The organism is Herpetosiphon llansteffanensis (assembly GCF_003205875.1).
GTDB classification, from domain to species: Bacteria; Chloroflexota; Chloroflexia; order Chloroflexales; family Herpetosiphonaceae; genus Herpetosiphon; species Herpetosiphon llansteffanensis.
This window is the reverse complement of sequence record NZ_PUBZ01000103.1, coordinates 179,225-199,240: the sequence shown is the minus strand read 5'-3', so window position 1 is coordinate 199,240 and position 20,016 is coordinate 179,225. Positions and strand designations below refer to the sequence as shown.

At 50.3% G+C, this 20,016-nt stretch carries 18 protein-coding genes; 11 read left to right on the top strand and 7 right to left on the bottom strand.

Going from position 1 to position 20,016, the window contains the following annotated elements:
- Positions 1–58 precede the first annotated feature (58 nt).
- The 4 genes from C5S61_RS15780 to C5S61_RS15765 all read left to right on the top strand — a co-directional run bounded on the left by C5S61_RS15780 (position 59) and on the right by C5S61_RS15765 (position 5,186).
- Entirely contained in the window at positions 59–1,150 is a 1,092-nt protein-coding gene (locus C5S61_RS15780) for an nSTAND1 domain-containing NTPase (RefSeq protein WP_110516278.1), read from the top strand.
- A 243-nt stretch (positions 1,151–1,393) separates the two neighbouring features.
- Positions 1,394–2,380 carry a class II fructose-bisphosphatase gene (gene glpX, locus C5S61_RS15775; protein ID WP_110516276.1) on the top strand — a complete coding sequence of 329 codons (987 nt, stop codon included), beginning with the start codon at positions 1,394–1,396 and terminating at the stop codon, positions 2,378–2,380.
- Positions 2,381–2,731: 351 nt separating this feature from the next.
- Positions 2,732–3,982 carry a transcription termination factor Rho gene (gene rho, locus C5S61_RS15770; protein WP_110516274.1) on the top strand — a complete coding sequence of 417 codons (1,251 nt, stop codon included), beginning with the start codon at positions 2,732–2,734 and terminating at the stop codon, positions 3,980–3,982.
- A gap of 388 nt (positions 3,983–4,370) precedes the next feature.
- On the top strand, positions 4,371–5,186 hold the full coding sequence (locus tag C5S61_RS15765) for a mechanosensitive ion channel family protein (protein ID WP_110516272.1): 816 nt from the start codon (positions 4,371–4,373) through the stop codon (positions 5,184–5,186).
- On the opposite strand, the gene C5S61_RS15760 is transcribed toward C5S61_RS15765, so the two are convergent.
- The gene (locus C5S61_RS15760; protein ID WP_110516270.1) at positions 5,122–5,478 is read right to left on the bottom strand and encodes a putative quinol monooxygenase; all 357 of its coding nucleotides are present in this window, start codon (positions 5,476–5,478) and stop codon (positions 5,122–5,124) included. The genes C5S61_RS15765 and C5S61_RS15760 overlap by 65 nt on opposite strands.
- A 69-nt stretch (positions 5,479–5,547) precedes the next feature.
- Positions 5,548–6,315 (bottom strand): MBL fold metallo-hydrolase, encoded by a 768-nt coding sequence (locus C5S61_RS15755; protein WP_164689529.1) that lies wholly within the window; start codon positions 6,313–6,315, stop codon positions 5,548–5,550.
- Positions 6,316–6,431: 116 nt separating this feature from the next.
- Here C5S61_RS15755 and C5S61_RS15750 point away from each other — a divergent pair, with 116 nt between their 5' ends.
- The 3 genes from C5S61_RS15750 (at position 6,432) to panB (ending at position 9,739) form a co-directional block, all read left to right on the top strand.
- Positions 6,432–7,130: a lysoplasmalogenase gene (locus C5S61_RS15750; RefSeq protein ID WP_110516266.1), complete on the top strand. Its 699-nt coding sequence runs from the start codon at positions 6,432–6,434 to the stop codon at positions 7,128–7,130.
- A gap of 415 nt (positions 7,131–7,545) precedes the next feature.
- Entirely contained in the window at positions 7,546–8,367 is an 822-nt protein-coding gene (locus C5S61_RS15745; protein WP_110516265.1) for a Rossmann-like and DUF2520 domain-containing protein, read from the top strand.
- A 505-nt stretch (positions 8,368–8,872) separates the two neighbouring features.
- Entirely contained in the window at positions 8,873–9,739 is an 867-nt protein-coding gene (gene panB, locus C5S61_RS15740) for a 3-methyl-2-oxobutanoate hydroxymethyltransferase (protein WP_110516263.1), read from the top strand.
- Positions 9,740–9,791: 52 nt separating this feature from the next.
- Here panB and C5S61_RS15735 read toward each other — a convergent pair whose 3' ends face one another.
- From C5S61_RS15735 to C5S61_RS15710, 5 genes are all read right to left on the bottom strand, one after another.
- A complete protein-coding gene (locus C5S61_RS15735) occupies positions 9,792–10,565 on the bottom strand; it encodes an HAD-IIA family hydrolase (RefSeq protein WP_110516261.1) in 774 nt (257 codons plus the stop codon).
- A gap of 401 nt (positions 10,566–10,966) precedes the next feature.
- Positions 10,967–12,016 carry a glycosyltransferase family 2 protein gene (locus C5S61_RS15725; protein WP_110516258.1) on the bottom strand — a complete coding sequence of 350 codons (1,050 nt, stop codon included), beginning with the start codon at positions 12,014–12,016 and terminating at the stop codon, positions 10,967–10,969.
- 78 nt (positions 12,017–12,094) lie between these two features.
- Entirely contained in the window at positions 12,095–12,961 is an 867-nt protein-coding gene (locus tag C5S61_RS15720) for a lysophospholipid acyltransferase family protein (RefSeq protein WP_164689527.1), read from the bottom strand.
- Positions 12,962–13,173: 212 nt separating this feature from the next.
- Positions 13,174–14,247, bottom strand: coding sequence for an inositol-3-phosphate synthase (locus C5S61_RS15715; protein ID WP_110516254.1), 1,074 nt, complete (start codon positions 14,245–14,247; stop codon positions 13,174–13,176).
- 148 nt (positions 14,248–14,395) lie between these two features.
- Positions 14,396–14,698, bottom strand: coding sequence for a hypothetical protein (locus C5S61_RS15710; RefSeq protein WP_110516252.1), 303 nt, complete (start codon positions 14,696–14,698; stop codon positions 14,396–14,398).
- 303 nt (positions 14,699–15,001) lie between these two features.
- Between C5S61_RS15710 and C5S61_RS15705 the strand changes: the two genes are divergently transcribed.
- The 4 genes from C5S61_RS15705 (at position 15,002) to C5S61_RS15695 (ending at position 20,015) form a co-directional block, all read left to right on the top strand.
- Positions 15,002–17,134: an ATP-binding protein gene (locus tag C5S61_RS15705; RefSeq protein ID WP_164689525.1), complete on the top strand. Its 2,133-nt coding sequence runs from the start codon at positions 15,002–15,004 to the stop codon at positions 17,132–17,134.
- A gap of 140 nt (positions 17,135–17,274) precedes the next feature.
- Entirely contained in the window at positions 17,275–17,430 is a 156-nt protein-coding gene (locus tag C5S61_RS26895) for a hypothetical protein (protein WP_164689523.1), read from the top strand.
- Positions 17,431–17,513: 83 nt separating this feature from the next.
- Positions 17,514–19,010 (top strand): MocR-like pyridoxine biosynthesis transcription factor PdxR, encoded by a 1,497-nt coding sequence (pdxR, locus tag C5S61_RS15700; protein ID WP_110516247.1) that lies wholly within the window; start codon positions 17,514–17,516, stop codon positions 19,008–19,010.
- 90 nt (positions 19,011–19,100) lie between these two features.
- Positions 19,101–20,015 (top strand): DMT family transporter, encoded by a 915-nt coding sequence (locus C5S61_RS15695; RefSeq protein WP_110516245.1) that lies wholly within the window; start codon positions 19,101–19,103, stop codon positions 20,013–20,015.
- The last annotated feature ends 1 nt before the right edge of the window (position 20,016 follow it).

The window sequence follows — 20,016 nt, the reverse complement described above, 5'->3', positions numbered from 1 at the left end:
ACGTATGCTCAGCTAATGCTTTATTATGTTCTATGCTCTTTGTTCTATGCTCTAATTTATGAAACAAAGCTATTTTTCCACAGCACCCATCCACGATCCGCGCGACTTTGTTGGGCGTGAGCGTGAAATTGTTCAAATTAACGAAGCCTTGGCGGCTGGTCGCTCATGTGCAGTGATCGGCCCCCAAGGCAGCGGCAAAACCTCGTTGCTGCACCATATTGGCCAAGCAGTGGCCATGGTGCTTGACGAGCCTCCCCAAGTTGTTTTTCTCAGCCTAACGCGGGTTAACGATGCCCGTGATCTGTATTCGCCAATGTTGCGGGCCTTGCGCGCCAACGGCGATGATGAGTTAAGCCTTACCCAAGCTTTCAACGAAACCAATACCCCGCCGATGTTGCTGTTGCTCGACGATTTGGAAGCGGCAGGCTTGGGCTGGATTGGGGTTGTACGCAGTGCGCTGCGTGGCTGGGTTAACCAAGGCTTTTTGCAAATCGTAGCGGCCAGCAGCCAAGCGCTTGATCAAGTTGCGCCTGATTTGCAAAGCACGCTCAGCCAAATCACGCTGCCACCAATGCCTGAGCGCGAAGTTCGCAGTTTAATCGATACCCTGACCCAAAGTGCCAAGCTTGATCCTGATCCAGCCACCATTAACCAAGTCATCAATCTGGCTGGTGGCTATCCAGCAGCGATCAAATTGGCCTTGGAAACGTGGGCACAGTCGCAGGCCACGACCGGCTTCGATTGGCAGCAAGTGTTTTGTGAGCAGCAACAGCAAGCAACCCATTCCAGCAATGGATTGGGTGGCTATAGCACAACGATTGAAAGCGAAGCCCTGCCAACCAAGGTTAAGCAACATCCTGCTCAGCCGAGCAAACCACGAGCCAAAGCCGACGAACCGCAACGCCCGAGAACCTACAAAGCCGACGACCCGAGCGAATTTTTGATTATGCTGATTTTATTTTCGTTGGCGGTGTTGCTTGGCTATTTGGTTGGCTCATGGTTGGGCCTTGTGGTTGGTCTGGCGGTTTTGGGCATGTGGGTTGGGCTGGCACATGCGATGGTGCGCTGGCGAGGTAATGGTGCGCTGAGCCATATTTATGTCCGCTCAACGCGCTGGTTGCCCTTGGTGGGCCGTTTTGCCCCCAAATAACTCCCACACATGCTGATTGACACTAGGACTAAGAACCTACTACGTTGTGGTAAAAAACTATGGTATTATCAGCCGCAGTTAGGCGAACCAACGGCTCACACGCTTAATTCAACATCCTACAAATTTGATTGTGCTCGTTAGCAATCATCAATTGCTGCCGACTTTGCGAAATATGGTACAATCGCATTTTTAGAATAATCGTAAAGCTCGCAAGCGATGATATTGCGCAACAAGGAGGTTGGCATGAAGCTGGAGCGAAATTTGGGGTTTGATCTCCAACGGGCAACGGAAGCGGCTGCGTTACGGTCAGCCCGCTGGATGGGTCGGGGCGATAAGAACGAAGCCGATGGTGCGGCGGTCGATGCCATGCGTTTTGCACTCAATGCCACCGATATGGATGGGATTGTGGTGATTGGCGAAGGCGAAAAAGACGAAGCACCAATGCTCTATATTGGCGAGCAGATCGGCAACGGCAACGAACCAAAGGTTGATATTGCGGTCGATCCAGTTGAAGGCACGACCTTGCTAGCGCAAGGCATGCCGGGGGCAATTGCGGTCGTCGCAGCGGCGGAACGCGGCAGTCTTTTCAACCCGCCTGGAATCGTCTACATGGATAAAATTGCCGTTGGCGAATCGGCCAAGGGTAGTATTGATATCAATGCTTCGGTCGAGGACAATATCCGAAGCGTTGCCAAAGCACTTAAAAAACGGGTCGAAGACGTAACCGTGATTGTGCTTGATCGGCCCCGTCATCACGATGTTATTGCGCGGATTCGTGAACTAGGAGCGCGGATTAAGCTGATTTTGCATGGTGACGTTGCAGCGAGCCTCATGCCGAGTATGCTTGAGGCCCCCGCAGATATTCTGATGGGCATTGGCGGAGCACCAGAGTCGGTGATTTCGGCCTGTGCCATGAAGTGTACTGGTGGCGAGATTCAATGTAAGCTCTGGCCTCGCAATGATGGTGAGCGCGACCTAGCCCGTCAGAATGGCTTGGATCTCGAAAAAGTGTACACGACCAACGATTTGGTACAAGGAGACAATATTTTTTGGGCGGCGACGGGAATTACGACCGGAGATTTTCTCAAAGGCGTACAATTTTTTGGGTGGGGTGCTACCACTCACTCGTTGGTTATGCGTTCGGCCTCTGGCACAGTGCGCTACATCGAGTCTCGTCACCGTTGGGATAAATTGATGCGGATCTCAGATTTGCCGTTTGCTGAGCACTAAAAATATCATTGCTGCATAAGTTAGAAATTGCTTAAAATTGAGCAACGTCATGCGAAAAATGGCGTTGCTTGCTTTTGTCAGTCGTGGTATACTGCGTGCGACGCATTTGGGAATCCCCTTCCAGCGTCACATTCACACATCTCCAAACAGCAGCCAACTATTTTAAAACACAACTCATTGTTACATCCCCTCACAAGATCGCTTCCCATTGTGGGCACGTCCGTGAACGCATGGTAGTGCGGCATATTGGTTGAACTATGCTATTTAGTTCGCCACGCAACGCCATTGATTTTTTGAAGAGGTCGGATGATGCACGCCCGCTGTAAGAATTCATCGTAGGAGGATAGCACGGTGGTCAACCTTGCTGATTTAGAAAACAAAACGTTGAGCGACCTCCAAGAAATGGCTCGGGAGTTAGATATCTCTGGCTATAGTCGCCTCAAGAAACAAGACCTCATTTACAAATTAATTCAGGCTCAAACTGAACAAGCAGGCAATATTTTCAACACGGGGATTCTCGACATCGTTTCTGATGGTTTCGGGTTTCTGCGGAGTGATCGGATGCTGCCTGGCCCCGATGATGTGTATGTCTCGCAAACCCAAATTCGTCGCTTTGGCCTCCGCACTGGCGACCGCATCTCCGGCCAAATTCGCCCACCCAAGGAAAGTGAACGCTACTATAGTTTGCTGCGGGTTGAATTAGTTAATGGCATGGACCCTGAGCAAGCTCGCAAGCGCCCCCATTTTGAAAAATTGACCCCGATTTTTCCCAATGAACGCTTTATTTTGGAAACCGAGCCACAAATTCTCTCAACCCGCTTGGTTGATTTGATTGCGCCAATCGGTCGTGGCCAGCGTGGTTTGTTGGTTTCGCCCCCCAAAGCTGGTAAAACGATGTTGATGAAGGCGATTGCCAATGGCATCACCTCGAATTATCAAGATGCCCACTTGATGGTCTTGTTGATTGGCGAGCGCCCAGAAGAAGTAACTGATATGCGGCGCTCAGTGCGCGGCGAAGTCATTGCTTCGACCTTCGATGAGCCAGTCGAAGACCACACCAAAGTTTCAGAAATGACCCTCGAACGAGCAAAACGCTTGGTCGAAGGTGGCCAAGATGTGGTGATTTTGATGGACTCAATCACCCGTTTGGCGCGCGCCTACAACTTGGATATGCCGCCATCAGGCCGAACCTTGACTGGTGGTATCGACCCGGTTGCGCTTTACCCCCCAAAGCGCTTCTTTGGTGCTGCCCGTAACATCGAAGGCGGCGGCTCCTTGACGATCATCGCTACCTGTTTGGTTGATACTGGTAGCCGTATGGACGACGTGATTTACGAAGAATTCAAGGGTACTGGCAACATGGAATTGCACTTGGAACGGCGCTTAGCTGAACGCCGCACCTATCCTGCAGTCGATATTGCCCGCTCCTCAACGCGGCGCGATGAATTGTTGCTCTTGCCCGAGCAATTGCGCCAAGTTTGGACCTTGCGGCGGATGGTGAGTATGTTGGGCGAAAACGAAGGCACCGAATTAGTGCTGACGCGCATGTCCAAAACCCGTACCAACGATGAGTTCTTGCTGACGCTCAACAAGAGCCTCTAACTATTGGGCAACCATAACGCTTCCCTGTTCTCATTGATTGAGGGCAGGGAAGCGTTTTTTTAAGGATGAAATATGAGGGATGAATTATGAAGTTACGTTTTGATCCACGAAGGACACGAAGCTACACGAAGAGAGTTCTTCTTAGCCACGAATTGCCCGAATTACCCGAAGAATGTTACGATAGTCCAAAGCCAATAGCCTCTAGCCATCGTCGCTCTGCGCCGCTGCGTTAATCCTTGACCCTGACCTCTACGCCCTTTTTGATTTTGACTTCTGATTTTTGCCTTTTGCTTTCCTCCCTCATCCCTCATCCTTCATCCTTTCCTATGCTACTCTGTGGCATGCGAATTGCCGCATACTTCGGCAAAACATTTAGCAGAGGAACCCTATGTTCGATTGGCTTCAACCCTATTTACCACCAGCAAATAGCATTGCATACTACCTTCTTCGGGGCACAATTACCTTTTTAGTGGTTGCTGTAGCCGCTCGAACAATTAGCGTCATCATTCGGCGCGCTTTTCTCTCGAATGCTCAACTGTTGCGGCATAATCTGAGCGAGCGCCGGCGCACCACCTTGCGGGCCTTGGTTTCATCGTTAACCAATGGCTTGGCGATATTAATTTCGTTGTTTTTGATTTTGGGCATGTTTGTGCAGCCAAGCGCCTTATTTACCTTTTTGGGCTTGTTTAGCGCTGGCTTGGGCTTTAGCGCCCGCCCATATGTGAGCGATTTTCTGGGTGGCATTACCCTACTTTTCGAGGATCAATTTGCTTTAGGCGATAAAGTGGAGATTGGCGATCGCCAAGTGGTGGGGTGTGTTGAACGGATCAGTTTGCGCATGACCTATATTCGCGGCGAGTCGGGCGAGCTTTGGCTGGTGCCAAATGGCGATATTCGCACGATTCGCAATTTTACGCGTGGCAAATGGTCGCCAGCCAGCATTAAATTAACCGTGCCGACGACCAAACTTGATGAAACGATGGTCGTTCTGCACCAAGTGATCAGCGATCCCGGCGATGATGTGATCGAAACCCCTGAAATCATCAGCGAAGATGGTGAGATTGGTGCAGTAACGACGACGATTACATTAAAAGTTAAGGCCCGCTATAGCATGGCTCCGGCAGTGCGTGAGCGCTTGATTACTCAGTTGCAAGCGGCGTTAACGGAGCACCATGTGTTGGCTGCGGATGAAAATCGGGAATAGCATCGCCAGTTAATGCATCGTAAGAAACTGCATCGGCAGGCTCGCGCAACAGCGATTTGACTCGTGGCCAAAAACCACGGAAAAACTCCGAGCGGCGATAGCGTTGCAAGTCACGGCCTGATTCCCAGGTGCTCCAGGTTGCAAAGGCGGTTGGGTCGCCAGTTTCACGTAAAAGCGATAAGGCTAAACAGCCTTCTTGATGGCGAATTGTTGGCTCGCATTCAGCATAAAATGCAAGAAATTCTGCTACATGTTCGGGTGCAAATTTTAACCGAACTAAGCGCACAACCATTGGCGTAGCTCCTTATTGGGAAGTGACACAAAAAGAGGTGGCCGTAACCACAACGCTATCTTAGCATGCTTATGCCTCGCTCAATGCAAAAACAGCGCCATCATGGGCGATCAAAACCTCGCCTTGGAAAATCTTGGCGACACGGGCCAATACTTCGGCCTCTGGCGCTGTGTTGATTGGGCTATAGTGGGTCAGAATCAGCCGTTGCACGCCAGCGTTTTGGGCAGCGGTCGCGGCCTGTTCAGGTGTTGAATGGGTTTCGAACGGTGTTGACACGGTGCATTCATGAATTAAGGTATGTGCGCCTTGGCTTAGCCCAACCAATGCCTCGCATGGCCCACTATCGGCTCCATAAACCAAACTCCGTTTGCCTGGCTGATCGATGCGCAAGGCCAAGGTTGGGCGGCTATGATAGGTTGGTGCGCTGGTAAAGCTTGCGCCTAAATCGAATGGTAGCTCGATTGTGCCGCCAGCATCGGCTACTGTTTGAAAGCTTGGCACAATTGCATGAATGCCCAAATCGGCTGCTTGAATGACTGCCTCAGCAGTAGCGATTGTGCGTTGATTGCCAAAAACCAGCAATTCGCCATTGTGTTGCGCCAGCCACAGGTGTAACAACAAACTTGGCAGGCCCATCAGATGGTCGGGGTGATTGTGCGAGATGAAGATCGCCCGCAGTTGGCGTGGATCAAGCCCATATTTGAGCATACGGCGATACGGGCTGCCGCCGCAATCGAGCAAGACCAAACCAGCCTCGCTTTGCCAAACATAGCCACTATTTTCACGCTCAGCATCGGGAAGTGCCGTGCCAGAACCAAGCACAATTAAATTGTTCACGATGATCTCCTTTGGTCGTGAAAGATGCGCAGAAAGCGCAGCAATTAGTATAATAGGCCACAAAAGACCAGACAAGGGTGCAAAATTACTATTTTGTAGCCACTATAGGAGTCAGTATGGACGCACTCTCCGCTCCGATGCAGCTTTGGTTGACTGGATTATTGATCGCTTGGGCGCTTGTGCTCGTTGGTGGGTTTGTGCTTGGGCGGCCCAATCCAGAGGGTACACGGCGCATGACGCTTTGGGGGCGTTTAGGATCATCGGCGATCTTAGTTGTGGCAGCTTGGAGTTGGTGGTGGCAATTGCGCCAAACCCACAATCTGACGGCCTTATTGCTCGCAGTTGGCATGAGTTTGGGCTTTTTAGGCGATTTGTTTATGGCCAAAGTTTTTCCGATTAACAATTATGTGCTTGGTGGGATGAGCGCGTTTGGCTTGGGCCACGTTGCCTATATTAGCGCTGGCTTGCGCATCGAACGTTTTGATTGGCTGAGTTGGCTCATCTGGATGATCGTTGGGGCGATTGGCTGGTATATGATCGTTTGGCACGATAGCTCACGCAGCCGTTTGCATCAAGTTGCCTTGCCCTATGCTTTATTGCTTGCTAGCACAACTGGAGTTGCCACCGGCGTGGCCTTGGAGCAATTGCCAATGGCGACTTTTGCGGTTGGGGCTGCGCTCTTTTTGCTGAGCGATTTAGTCTTGGCAACCCAGCTGTTTAATAATGCTCACTGGCGCGGGATTGGCGACGTAGTTTGGTTTACCTATGGCCCAGCCCAAGCCTTGATTGTGTATAGCATGGCGTGGTTGTTATAATTGAGGTTGGGGGTTGGGGATTGGAACCGCGAAGAGTGATAGGCTATAGGCTATTGGCATGAGGCTAGCGGAACAATTGTTGCCATTTCAAGCAACCTCCGAAATAGCCCACAGCCTATAACCTTATTCATATGTTCTATGCTCTTTTCATCCCTCATCCTTCATCCTTCATCCTTCGGTTCCTTTGCGCCTCTGCGTTGAACTCATGATCCACGAAGCGCACAAATTTTGACTGGATTGACATTTAACAGAACGTGCTACAATGATCATGCTCTCGACCATTGTTGGCGGGAAGCACTGGTTCGTTTTCTGGTTTCAAACACCACTTGGATCGCACCCGACCGAGATGGTAAGTACACAGTGATGTGCTTCGTTCTCCTCGGCTGACGCGATTCGGCGTTGCGGAGGTTTTTTTATGGCTTTTTCCGCTCGACCGACGGTCGGCATGCTTGGCGCAGGCAAGGTTGGCACTGCTTTGGCTTTGGCCTTAAAGCAGGCTGGCTATCCGATTGCTGGCGTTTCCTCACGTTCACCAACGTCGACCCAGATGTTGGCCCAGCAGCTTGAATGCTCGGTGCTAACACCTGCTGCTTTATTCGCCCAAGCCCAACTTATTTTTCTGACTATCCCCGATGATAAATTGGCCCCGTTAGCCCAAGAACTCGCCGCAATATTGCCGCAAGGTAATGGCATTGTGGCGCATTGTTCTGGAGCCTTGACCAGTAGCGTGTTGCAACCGTTGCAAGTGCGCGGATGGCAAGTTGCTAGTTGCCATCCGTTGGCTCCGTTTGCTAGCCGCACAACGCCCTTACCCCAAGCAATTACCTGGGCAATCGAGGCCGAGCCAGCGCTCTATGCGGTGCTGGCCGAGCTTGTGCAGGCCATTGGCGGAATTCCACGCCCAATTCAGGCCGAGCACAAAGTGCTTTATCACAGTGCCGCCGTGCTTTCAGCTAATTATGCCATTACCCTCGCTGCACGGGCGGTCGATTTGCTGCAACTTTGCGGTTGGTCGGGGCCTGAATCTTTGCAAGCACTTGTGCCGTTGCTGCGCGATAACGTTGAGAATTTGGCACGGCTTGGTTTGCCGCAAGCATTAACCGGCCCATTGGCCCGCGGCGATTATGGCACAGTTGAACGCCATCTTCAGGCGCTGGATGTTAATGCTCCCGAGATTGCGCGCTTGTATCGCGCTTGCATTGAAGCAACGCAACCATTGTTAGAACATAGAACATAGCGAAAGTAAGAAGGATGAGGGATGAAGGATGAAAGTCAGCGCATAGAACATAGCGAAATTAAGAAGGATGAGGGATGAAGGATGAAAGTCAGCGCATAGAGCATAGAACATAGAACATAGCGAAAGTAAGAAGGATGAGGGATGAAGGATGAAAATCAGAACATAGAACAAAGAGCATAGAACATAAGAACGTATGAAGTCAAAAGTCAAAAGTCAAAATAGGGGCGAGGAAAATTGGCTATAGGCTGTTGGCTAGTGGGAAATCAATCTGAGCAATCTGTGGCAATCTGTGGCGAAAAAATACATATTTGTGCAATTCGTGGCAAAAAAACTTAATTCAACAGTGCAGAAAACATACGATTCTTGGCTGATAGAACTGAGTTTGAAATGCCAACGATTGTTCCGATAGCCAACAGCCTATAGCCCATAGCCTTCGTATTCTTCGTTCCCCTCGTGGATCAGAACGTTAAACAATTCTTTATCAACCAAGCAAAGGAGCTAAGCAATGCGTACCCAATTAAGCGACATTCAACGGATGAAAGATCGAGGCGAACGCTTGGTGATGGTGACTGCTTATGACTACACCAGCGCCCAATTGATCGATCGCACCGATATTCCCTTGATTTTGGTGGGCGATTCGTTGGGTATGGTTGTGCAGGGCAATAGCTCGACCGTGCCCGTTACCATCGATGAAATTGTCTATCACACCAAGGCCGTGATGCGCGGCAGCAGCAAAGCCCTTGTGGTCAGCGATTTAACATTTTTGAGCTACACCAGCCCTGAGCAGGCCATCCAAAATGCTGGCAAATTGATGCAGCTTGGCGGTTGTGGCGCGGTTAAGTTGGAAGGCGGCGTGACCATGGCCCCAACCGTGCGCCGGCTGGTCGATTTGGGCATTCCCGTGATGGGCCACTTGGGCTTTACGCCGCAATCAGTCAATCAAATTGGTATGCGTGTGCAGGGCAAAACCGTGGCTCATGCTCGTCAGTTGCTCGAAGATGCGTTGGCCTTGGAAGCTGCTGGCGCGTTTGCAATTGTGTTGGAGTTAATTCCCGCTGCGTTGGCCAAAGCAATCACCGAGCGGCTGCATATTCCGACGATTGGGATTGGCGCAGGGGTTGGTTGCGATGGCGAGGTACAAGTTTGGCACGATATTTTGGGATTGTATAGCGATCATCTTCCCCGCCACACCAAACGCTACGCCGATTTGGGCAGCACAATTGAACAAGCGCTGAATCAATATGCCCACGAAGTGCGCGAGCGGAGTTTTCCAACTGCTGCCAATAGCAGTGTGATCGATGCTAAAACATTAACCGAAGCGCTCGGTGAGCAGTCTGTCAGCCTCGGTGCAAACGCCAAAGTCAGCGTCTAAATGAGTAGTTGAAACAAACGTCCGCTGTGCAATACCAGCGGACGTTTGCTGTTTAATTGAACAATTCTGCGACTGATTCAATAATTGCGGTTGGGCGATAGGGGTAGCGCTCTGCATCCAAGCGGGTCATCATGCCCGAAAGCACGAGGGCGGTGCGCATGCCAGCCTCGGTGCCGCCAATAATATCGGTGTCCATGCGGTCGCCAATCATCATCGCTTCGGCAGCATGCGAATCGATTGTGCGTAAAGCGGTGCGCATCATCACGGGGTTGGGTTTGCCCACAAAATAGGCTTCCGCATTCGTTGCTGCTTGAATCAAGGCCACAACCGCGCCACATGCTGGCAAAATTCCGCGCTCCGATGGCCCTGAAACATCAGGATTGGTGCCGATCAGGCGTGAGCCAGCAGCCACTAAACGCACAGCTTGGGTGATACGTTCAAAGCTATAGGATGTGGTTTCGCCAATCACCACATAATCAGGATCATGCTCGGTCATGGTGTAGCCAACGTCGTAGAGCGCATTGGTCAGCCCAGCCTCGCCAATCACGAAAGCTGTGCCATTGGGTCGTTGCGAATCGAGAAATTTGGCGGTGGCCAAGGCCGAGGTATAAATATCTTCAATTTCTAAGGGCAAGCCAATGCGTGCCAAACGTGCTTGCAAATCGCGCGGCGTATAAATTGAGTTATTGGTCAAAACTAAAAATTTGCGACCTGAAGCGCGGAGCCGACCCAAAAACTCCGGTGCGCCAGGAATAATTTGCGCGCCGTGGACTAATACGCCATCCATATCGCATAACACGGCACGTACATCATCAAACTGATTCATCACAAGCCTCCCAAAACAAATGCGGGACGATAGGCCTATTATAATCCAAGGGGTCAGGATTCAGGGATCAGGGGTCGGGGATAAGGATTCAGGGCTGTGGTCTATGGGCTATCGAAACAATTGTTGGAATTTCGAAATAATCCCCGATAGCCTAGCTGTAATGGTTCATTGGATTGACAATGATGAGCATGCCCTCACCCCCCAACCTCCTCTCCCACTGGACGCGGGCGAGGGGGAGCCGACCGTTTCTCACCAAGGAATTGAGGGAGAGCTACGGTGTTAAAGCCCCTCGCCCGCGCACGGGCGAGGGGTTGGGGTGAGGGGGCAAAACGTGGCTAACCTGATGTACCAGTACACCTAGAGTCCGATCCCTTTTGCCTTTTGGCTTCTGATTTGCGTAGCTACTCGTGAATTTCCGTGCCATCATTGGGTGGCGAGCGGCGGGCAACCTCGACTTCAAGGTTGCGCAAGCGATAGAGAATTTCTTCGTTGATCCGGCGATTGTTACCGCTCAAGTCGGCCAAAATGCCAATAAAGAAGGTCAAAATCCCAACAATCATAAATACGCCGCCAATAAAAACCGATTGCAAATAGCGGGTATAGGTCTGATTGGGATCAAGCAGGTAGTAGATCATAAAGCGCAGCAGCAGGCCACCGCCAATCAGCAAAAACGGCAGCGCAAAGTAGGTGAAGGTTTTTAGCGGTTCATATTGGGCATAGGTACGAATAATCGTCGCGCCTTGGCGTTTTACAAAATTGAAATTGCCGCGATGCAAGCGCGATGGTCTGGTTGGCTTAGTGGTAATCGCCACATGATCAACATGCAGGCGGCGCTTGCCAGCTTGAATTAAATTTTCAATCGTATAGGAAAATTCACTCGTGACATACAAGCGCAAGCCAGCTTCTTTAGAGTAGGCGCGAAAACCACTGGGCGCGTCGGGCACATCGGTATCGGAGGCAACGCGCACGACCCAGCTGCCAACCCGTTGCAGTAATTTCTTTTGGGTTGAAAAATGCTCGACATTTTGGGTTTGGCGATCGCCAATCACAATATCGGCCTTGCCCTCTAAAATCGGCTTGATCAACTCGGGAATCGCCGAGCCTGGATATTGATGGTCGCCATCGGTGTTGACAATAATATCAGCGCCAAGTTTGAGCGCTGCATCCATGCCCGATTGAAACGCTGCTGGCAGACCTTTGCGCCCACGATGGCGCACAATGTAGTTAACCCCAAGCTCACGCGCTACCTCAACCGTGCGATCAGTCGAGCCATCGTCGATGACGAGGGTTTCAAAATGCACATTGGGTAAATCCAAGGGAATATCATTCAACACCGCTGGCAAGGTTTCTTCTTCGTTCAAACATGGAATTTGAATAATTACCCGCCATGGATGGCTGCGTGTCGGTTCGCTTGGTTGAATATAGGTTTCACTCATTGGCATCGTGGCCATGGGCGTGGCCTTCCTTTGTATGCTAGTTATTCAGCGAATCAGCAGATTGCCTGTATCGGCCCAATAGTAGCACGAAATTCAATCGTTGGTGCGTTCAGGCCAAACTGGTTGGAGCACGCCCCAACTTTCTGGCCAGTTTACAATCCATGTTTCCAAATAGCTGAGCATTTCACGCGCTACCCGTTCTGCTGCTTGGTCGGCGGTTTCAGTGGGCAAGGCCTGAAAATGGCGAATGGGATCGACGCGAAAGAATGGCTCATTTGCGCCAAACCATGCGCAACTGCCAAGCGCCACTGGCCAGCCACGTAACGCCAAGCGCGCTGGACCAATTGGCACATCGGCCAACTCGCCAAAAAAGGGAATTTTGATCGCTTGCGAAGCCAAATCGCGATCGCCTGCCAAAACCACAATTTTCTTAGCTCGTAGCGCTTTGAGCACTTCGCGGCCTGCATTTGGCCCAAGCACAATCAACTCGCCGCCATGAGCCTCGCGCAACTCTTTGACCAAGTGCAAAAATTCTGGTGGCTCGATGGCCTCGACAACCAGTACCACGGGTAAACCATGAGCCGCCAACACCGAAAGCCCTGTGCTAAATGCGCCAGTATGGGCAACCACCAATAAGCCGCCAGTTTCGGCCAGCGCCTGCAAATGCTCTAAGCCAGAGTAATCGAAGCGTTGGCGCATGTGCTCAAGGCTCCAAGCTGGCAAGCGCACAAGGTCGGCATAATGACGCAAAACATTGGCAACCACGCGCCATTGCACGTACAAACGGGCTAGGCCTTTGGTTTTGGGGGCAACTCGAGCCAGATTCGAGCGGGTGTTACGGCGGAGTTTGGGGCTAAACAATGCTAACAGAGCACAAACATCGCAGGCTGCATACACTAGCCAATTGGGAAAGCGCGGCAACCAACGCATTGCCAAACGATACAGTTTTAGTGTATTCATAATTCCGCAGAACATAGAACATAGAACAGAGCCAGGGACTAGGGTTCAGGGGCTAGTAGTTAGGCAAAGAAGCATCAATGAATAATCTTGTTCATCTGTGCTAATCTGTGGCTAAAAAACGTCAAACGTTGAGCCACGTTACCTCTGACTCCTAGTCCCTGATCCCTAGCACCTCACAGTGTTCTACGCTCTATCCCTATGCTCTCCCTCAACTATTCGCTAGCAATAAAGGCTTCGGTGCGGCGATGAGCTTCGTCATCGGTGTATTGTTCTGGTGGGGTTTTCATAAAGTATGATGAAGGCGCGTACAAAGCCCCACCAACGCCGCGATCAAGCGCCAATTTGGCACAGCGAATTGCATCGATCACCACGCCAGCAGAGTTTGGCGAATCCCACACTTCAAGCTTGACTTCGGCGTTCAATGGCACATTGCCAAAGGTTGTGCCTTCCATGCGGATATAGCACCACTTGCGGTCGGTCAACCAAGGCACATAATCGCTTGGGCCAACGTGGACGTTTTCGTCAGGCAAGCCATAGGGCAATTGGCTGGTAACGGCGTTGGTCTTGGAAATCTTTTTCGATTCCAAGCGTTCGCGTTCGAGCATGTTGTAGAAGTCGGTGTTGCCACCAAAGTTCAATTGATAGGTACGATCCAATTGAACGCCCCGTTGCTCGAACAAGTTGGTCAGCACGCGGTGCACGATGGTTGCGCCAACTTGCGATTTGATGTCGTCGCCAATAATTGGCAAGTTCTTTTCTTCGAAGCGTTTGCGCCAGTATTCTTGGCTAGCAATAAAGACTGGCACACAGTTGATGAAGGCACAGCCAGCTTCGAGAATTTGCTCAACATACCACTTAGTGGCCATTTCTGAGCCAACTGGCAGGTAGCTGATTACAACATCGGTTTTGGTATCGCGCAGAATTTTAACAATATCTGCGGTCGAGCCAGGCGCTTTTTCAATCACTTGGGTCAGATATTTGCCCAAACCATCGTGGGTCATGCCACGATAGACTGGCACATTCAAGTGCGGCACATCGGCAAATTTATAGGTATTATTTGGCTGGGCGAAAATCGCCTCAGACAAATCCTTGCCTACCTTGGTAATATTAATATCGATCCCAGCGGTAAATTCAATATCACTCACGTGATAGCCACCGAGATTGACGTGCATCAGGCCAGGAACGCGATCGTTCTCATTGGCATTTTTGTAAAATTCAATCCCTTGAACGAGTGATGAGGCACAGTTGCCCACGCCGATAATGGCGACGCGAATTTTCTTACTCAAAACGACACAACTCCTTAAATGGCTGAACGGAAGCTCTATCCAAGGAAAAATTGTACTCCAGTTAAAATCCATTGGCAAGCAAACATAGCAAATTGCACAGCTTGATCAAGCTCTGCCAATGCCAGACCTCTTTTTTGCCAATTGTTGCTTAACTAAGCGCCAAATTTGCTAGAATTTGATAGTTAAACAAGCGTTGTAATCGATACCATTTGCCATCTTTATTATCGCGGCGTTGACACACTACAAAGAATGAGTGTGTATCGGCGGGATGGGCTTCGATTGCCAATGAGTTACGTTTAATTGCAGGAAATTGCGGTGGTTGCAACGAGTCGCCATCAATAATGCCATAACGTTGAGGTGGCACGAAACCGTGCCAAGGGTTTGCAACATGTTGGCAAAACAACTTGACTGCTTGTTGTTCTAAAACGGTTCGTTGTTGGGCATTGAACATACAATGCTCCTTCCTGTGATTGCGCTAGCCGAGGCTACACAGATCAGTTATGGGTGGATGTTGAAACCGCTAGGGGGTAAATGCTGTGGCATGAATATGCTACAATTCAAACACACCGAGTACTCCATAGGTTGCAATTGCTGCAACAGCGCTTCCTGACGACAGTTATAACGTCGGTCAAAGCTCGCTAGGCGATGATTCGGCAGAACTGCTTGCATCTCATGCTCGTTGAATGTGGGGTCTGAATGTGTTGAGATGGCTACAATGAAAATAGTAGGATCACACAAATTAACTCGTTGGTTCATGCTAGCAGCATTTATCATTATCGTCAATGGCCTTCTGTCATGGCAATATCTGTTAACCATTCAAGCGAATAATGCGAACGTGATTGAATCGGAAGCGATGACCAATCGCTTAAATCGACTTTTAGCCTTGTTAACCGATGCAGAAACCGGCCAACGTGGCTTTATTATTACTGGCAGCGAGCAATATTTAGAACCCTACAACATTGCCCAAATTGAGCTACCTGGATTAATTGCTGAGATTGAAGCGCATAGTAGCACGCGTCCAATTTTTCATGCGCGGCTTCCAGATTTAAAAAACCTAATTCAACAACAACAACAAGAACTTATTACCACTATCGAGTTGCGACGTACGCAAGGCTTTGAAGCAGCTCAAGTTATTGTGCTGGAAAATCAAGGCAAAGAGCATATGGATACAATTCGCCAGATTGTCAATGGCTTGTTGATCCGTGAAAATAATCGCGCGCTTGAACGAGCATCGCAAACCAAGCTCAACGTGTTACGCTCGAGCGTGGCCTTAGCATTTGCAACGTTAATTGCTAGTGCCTTTGTAATTGGCACGATGATCTTGACCAAGCGCGATGTGCGCCGCCGCGACCAAACTGCCAATGAGCTGCGCAATCAACGCGAATGGTTTGCCGTCACCCTCGCTAGCATTGGCGATGCAGTATTAACTACCGATACCAATGGCAAAATTAGCTTTATGAACCATATTGCCAGCACAATTACTGGGTGGCCCGAAGATCAAGCGCTGGGCAAATCGATCAACGAAGTGGCAGAGATTTTCGATCCCATCACCAAGCAAACCTTGGCACATCCGGTGAATACAGCCTTGGAGCAAGAACAAATTGTCACCTTGAGCAATTCGGTGGTGATGCGCCAAGGCAATGATTATGTCGCCATCGAGGATAGTGCCGCGCCAATTTACGATCGCGAACAACAGGTGATTGGCGCGGTGATGGTGTTTCGCGATGTGACCGAGCGCTATCGCGATGAATTTGGCCAACGGTTGCTGCGTACATTACATAATAAATTAGCTTCTACAATTGATTTGAGCCAGGTTTTAGCAACCAGCGCTGCGGTGCCAACTCCAAGTTTTAGCACGGCCTGCGGCTTGTATCTTGTGCTCGATCCCGATGATGAGCCAATGACTAGCTATAGCAGTGCCGATCAAGCCTTGATCGATTGGCACGAACACCAGGCTTTTGCCCCAGCAATTGCCAGTGGTCACGCTCAAATTATCGATCAAGGCTTGCCGCATGGCTATCAATCTGCAATTATCATCCCATTTAAAGATCAACATCAACTAAGTGGGGCGATTGTCTTTTTGCATGCTGAACGCGATTTTGATCAAACTGATTTTGAATTGGCCGAGGAGCTTGGTCAACGCATGGTTTTGGCGCTTGAGCAGGCCCATCTCTATCGTCAAGCCCAAGATGCAGTGCGGTTGCGTGATGTCTTTTTATCGATTGCCTCGCACGAGTTGAAAAACCCACTGACCACCTTGCTTGGCCAATCACAATTAAGCTTGCGCCGCCTAGAACGCCTAAACTATGAGGATGAACGGCTCCAGCGTTCGCTCCAAGCAATCGAAGCCCAAGCCAATCGCATGAACAAAATGGTTACAGCCTTGCTCGATGTTTCACGGATTGAAATGGGCCAGCTCGATATGCAGCACGATCAGATCGATCTTGGCCAATTGATGCACAATTTGGTCAATGATTTAGCGCTGACAACTGATCATCATCAGCTTAGCTACCAATGCCTGACCAGCCAGCCAATTCAAGTCACGGGCGACTCAATGCGCTTGGAGCAAGTTTTTATCAATTTGATCAACAATGCCCTCAAATATAGCCCCGAACAAACCGAAGTGCTGGTGCGAGTTGACCGCAATATGCAGCAAGCGATTGTCGAGATTCGCGACCATGGGATTGGCATTCCACCGGAGGCCTTGCCAAACTTATTTACCCGCTTCTATCGCGCCAGCAATGCAGCCCGTAGCCATGTAGCTGGGCTAGGCATTGGACTCTTCGTCGTCAAGGAAATCGTCGATCTCCACGGCGGCACTATCGACGTAAGCAGCCAGATTGGTCAAGGTAGCGTTTTTACGATTTATTTGCCCCTGCAAGCCTGAAATCCTCTAATTAGCCACTATTTTATTAACAAATATTGACAATATGTCCTAGTATACAATGCTACATTGTCACTCTACAATATGTTGACTGAATGGTACATTAGTTGCAGACAATAGTCACAACAAAAAGGAACTAATGTATGTATAAGCAAGAATCAACCAATATATTTAGCGCATCAAGTCAACAATCATGGATGCCAATTGATACAGAAGCCCATTGGACAATCAAAAACCCGCTGAATGTCTTTATTGTCCTACCAATTGTCTTGCTTGTCTTTTCACTTGTCATGGGCTAGATGACAATAATGGCGTAGGGCTGGTACAATACAGCTCTACGCCATTGTCTTTAATTGCCAATCCTGCCACAGAAAGGCCAACCATGGAATTTCAGCTTGATCGCCAACATGCCAAGCCACTCTACATTCAATTGTCCGAACAATTACAAGAACGGATTCGGAGTGGCTCTTTGCCGGCTGGCACCAAATTGCCACCAGTGCGCGATTTAGCCGAATCTCTTGGCCTTACTCGATTGACTGTCCACAATGCTTATAGTGAATTGCAAGCTAGTGGTTGGGTTGAGGCCTACGTTGGGCGCGGCACCTTCGTCGCCGAACGTTCGAAGCCAATTATTCCCGAATACGAGCTACGTCAGCGCGCTGTCGATGAGCTGCAAACCCCCTGGATTAGCCAAGGCATGCTGGCTGATATGCTGCGCTTGGCCCAACAGCCCAACCTGATCTCCTTTGCCCAAGCCTCGCCTGCAGAAGAAACCTTTCCAGTGCGCGAAATTGGCCGAGCCATTCAGCAAGCGCTGCGTGACCCGAGCGCTCTAGGCTATGGCCCAACTCAAGGCGAATTATGTTTGCGCGAAGCGATTGCAACTTGGCTGCTTGATCGCAACGTCGTGACCTCGCCCGACCATGTGCTGGTGACAACTGGCGCGCAGCAAGGCGTGGCTTTGGCCTTGAAGGCCTTTGTGCGTCAAGGCGATGTGGTGTTGGTCGAAGAACCAACCTACTTAGGCTTTATCGAACAAGCAACAGCGTTGGGCGTGCGCTTAATTGGCATTCCCTTGGATGACCACGGCTTGCGGCTGGATATTTTGCAACGGGTGTTGTGCGAATACAAACCACGCTTGCTCTACACCGTGCCAACCTTTCATAATCCAACCGGAGTTTGCCTTTCGCCAGAACGCCAAGCAGCGCTGTTGCAATTGGCCGAAGAGCATAATCTGATTATTTTAGAAGATGATGTGTATGGGCCGTTGAGCTATGATACCCAACCACCGCACCCAATCAAAGCTCGCGATACCAATGGGCGAGTGGTGTATCTTGGCAGTTTCTCCAAAATTTTGACTCCTGGTTTGCGTTTAGGCTATTTGGTTGCCCGCGATGAGTTGTTGCACCCATTGCTTGCTGCCAAACGTGGCAACGATTTGCACTGCTCGCCATTGTTGCAACGCGCCTTGGCCGATTACCTTGGGCGCGGCCAATTGGCAGCCCATCTGCGCTATGTGCGCGAACTCTATCGCGAGCGCCGCGATGCCATGGAACGAGCGCTCAACCGCTATTGTCCCCGTGATATTCAATGGACGCATCCACGCGGCGGGTTATGCTATTGGCTAACCTTGCCTGCTGGATTGAATGGCACCGATATTTATACCGAGGCGATTGAAGCAGGCGTTGGCGTAACGCTTGGCAATGTCTTCTTTCCCCAACCGCCGCGCAATGCTCACCTGCGGCTTTGTTTTGCCACCCAATCACCAGAATCAATTGATCGTGGAATTCGCCTACTGGGCGATGTTTTGACCCGCCATGTCTTGCGTTGCGGCCAACTTGCTGCGCGGGCTTGGCGCGAAACGACCCCGTTAATGTGATTTTGGTGAGCCAAAACAACGCTGGAGCAGCACTGCTACGCCTTGGTTACATCGAATAGATTGCTGGCTTGCAAGGAAGGAAATTGTGGTATGACACTGCGGCAAATGGGCGTATTGATGGTTTTAGCGTTAGTTTGGGGAGCATCGTTTTTATTTATTCGGCTGGGCGTAGAAACAATTCCGCCAATTAGCTTTGTGTTTCTGCGGCTGGCAATTGCTGCGATGTTGATTTATGCAGTCTTGCGCTGGCAAAAAATTAGTTTGCCCCGTGAGCGCAAACTTTGGTATTCGTTGGGCTTTGTTGGGTTTATTAATGCGGCTTTGCCCTACTGCCTCTTTGCCTGGGGCGAGCACAAAATGGGCGCAAATGCCAGCGGGCTAGCTTCGATCTATAATGCTACAACACCATTATGGACAGTGATTCTGGCGTTTAGCTTTGTGCGTTCAGAACGCTTGACCGGGGTGCGGACGTTTGGCATTTTGCTGGGCTTCGCTGGGGTCGTATATCTCTTTTCGCGTTCAATTGGCAACATTAATAGCTTGGATACGTGGGGCCAAATTGCTTGTATCATTGCTTCGGCGATGTATGGCATTGGCACGTTGTATGTGCGCCGCACCTTTGGCGGCTTGCCAGCCCTGATTCCAGCGTTTGGCCAGATGGTGAGTGGCGCGCTGATGCTTTTGCCAATCGCGATTGTGGTTGATCATAATAGCTGGCAAACGCCGAGTTTAGTTTCGGTTGGATCGCTGTTTGGCTTGGCCATTTTAGGCACTGCAATTGCCCAGATTCTCTATTTCTGGTTGGTGAAGCAAGTTGGGGCAGCGCGTACCTCGCAAGTGACCTATATTTTGCCAATCTTCGCGATTTTTTGGGGCTGGCTGTTTTTGAATGAAGCCATTCGCAGCGATATGCTGATTGGTTTATGTTTGATTTTGCTGGGCGTGATCATCGTTAATGGCAAATGGCCATTTCGTCGTCAGAGCGTGGCCGCTTCCAGCAGCTAAT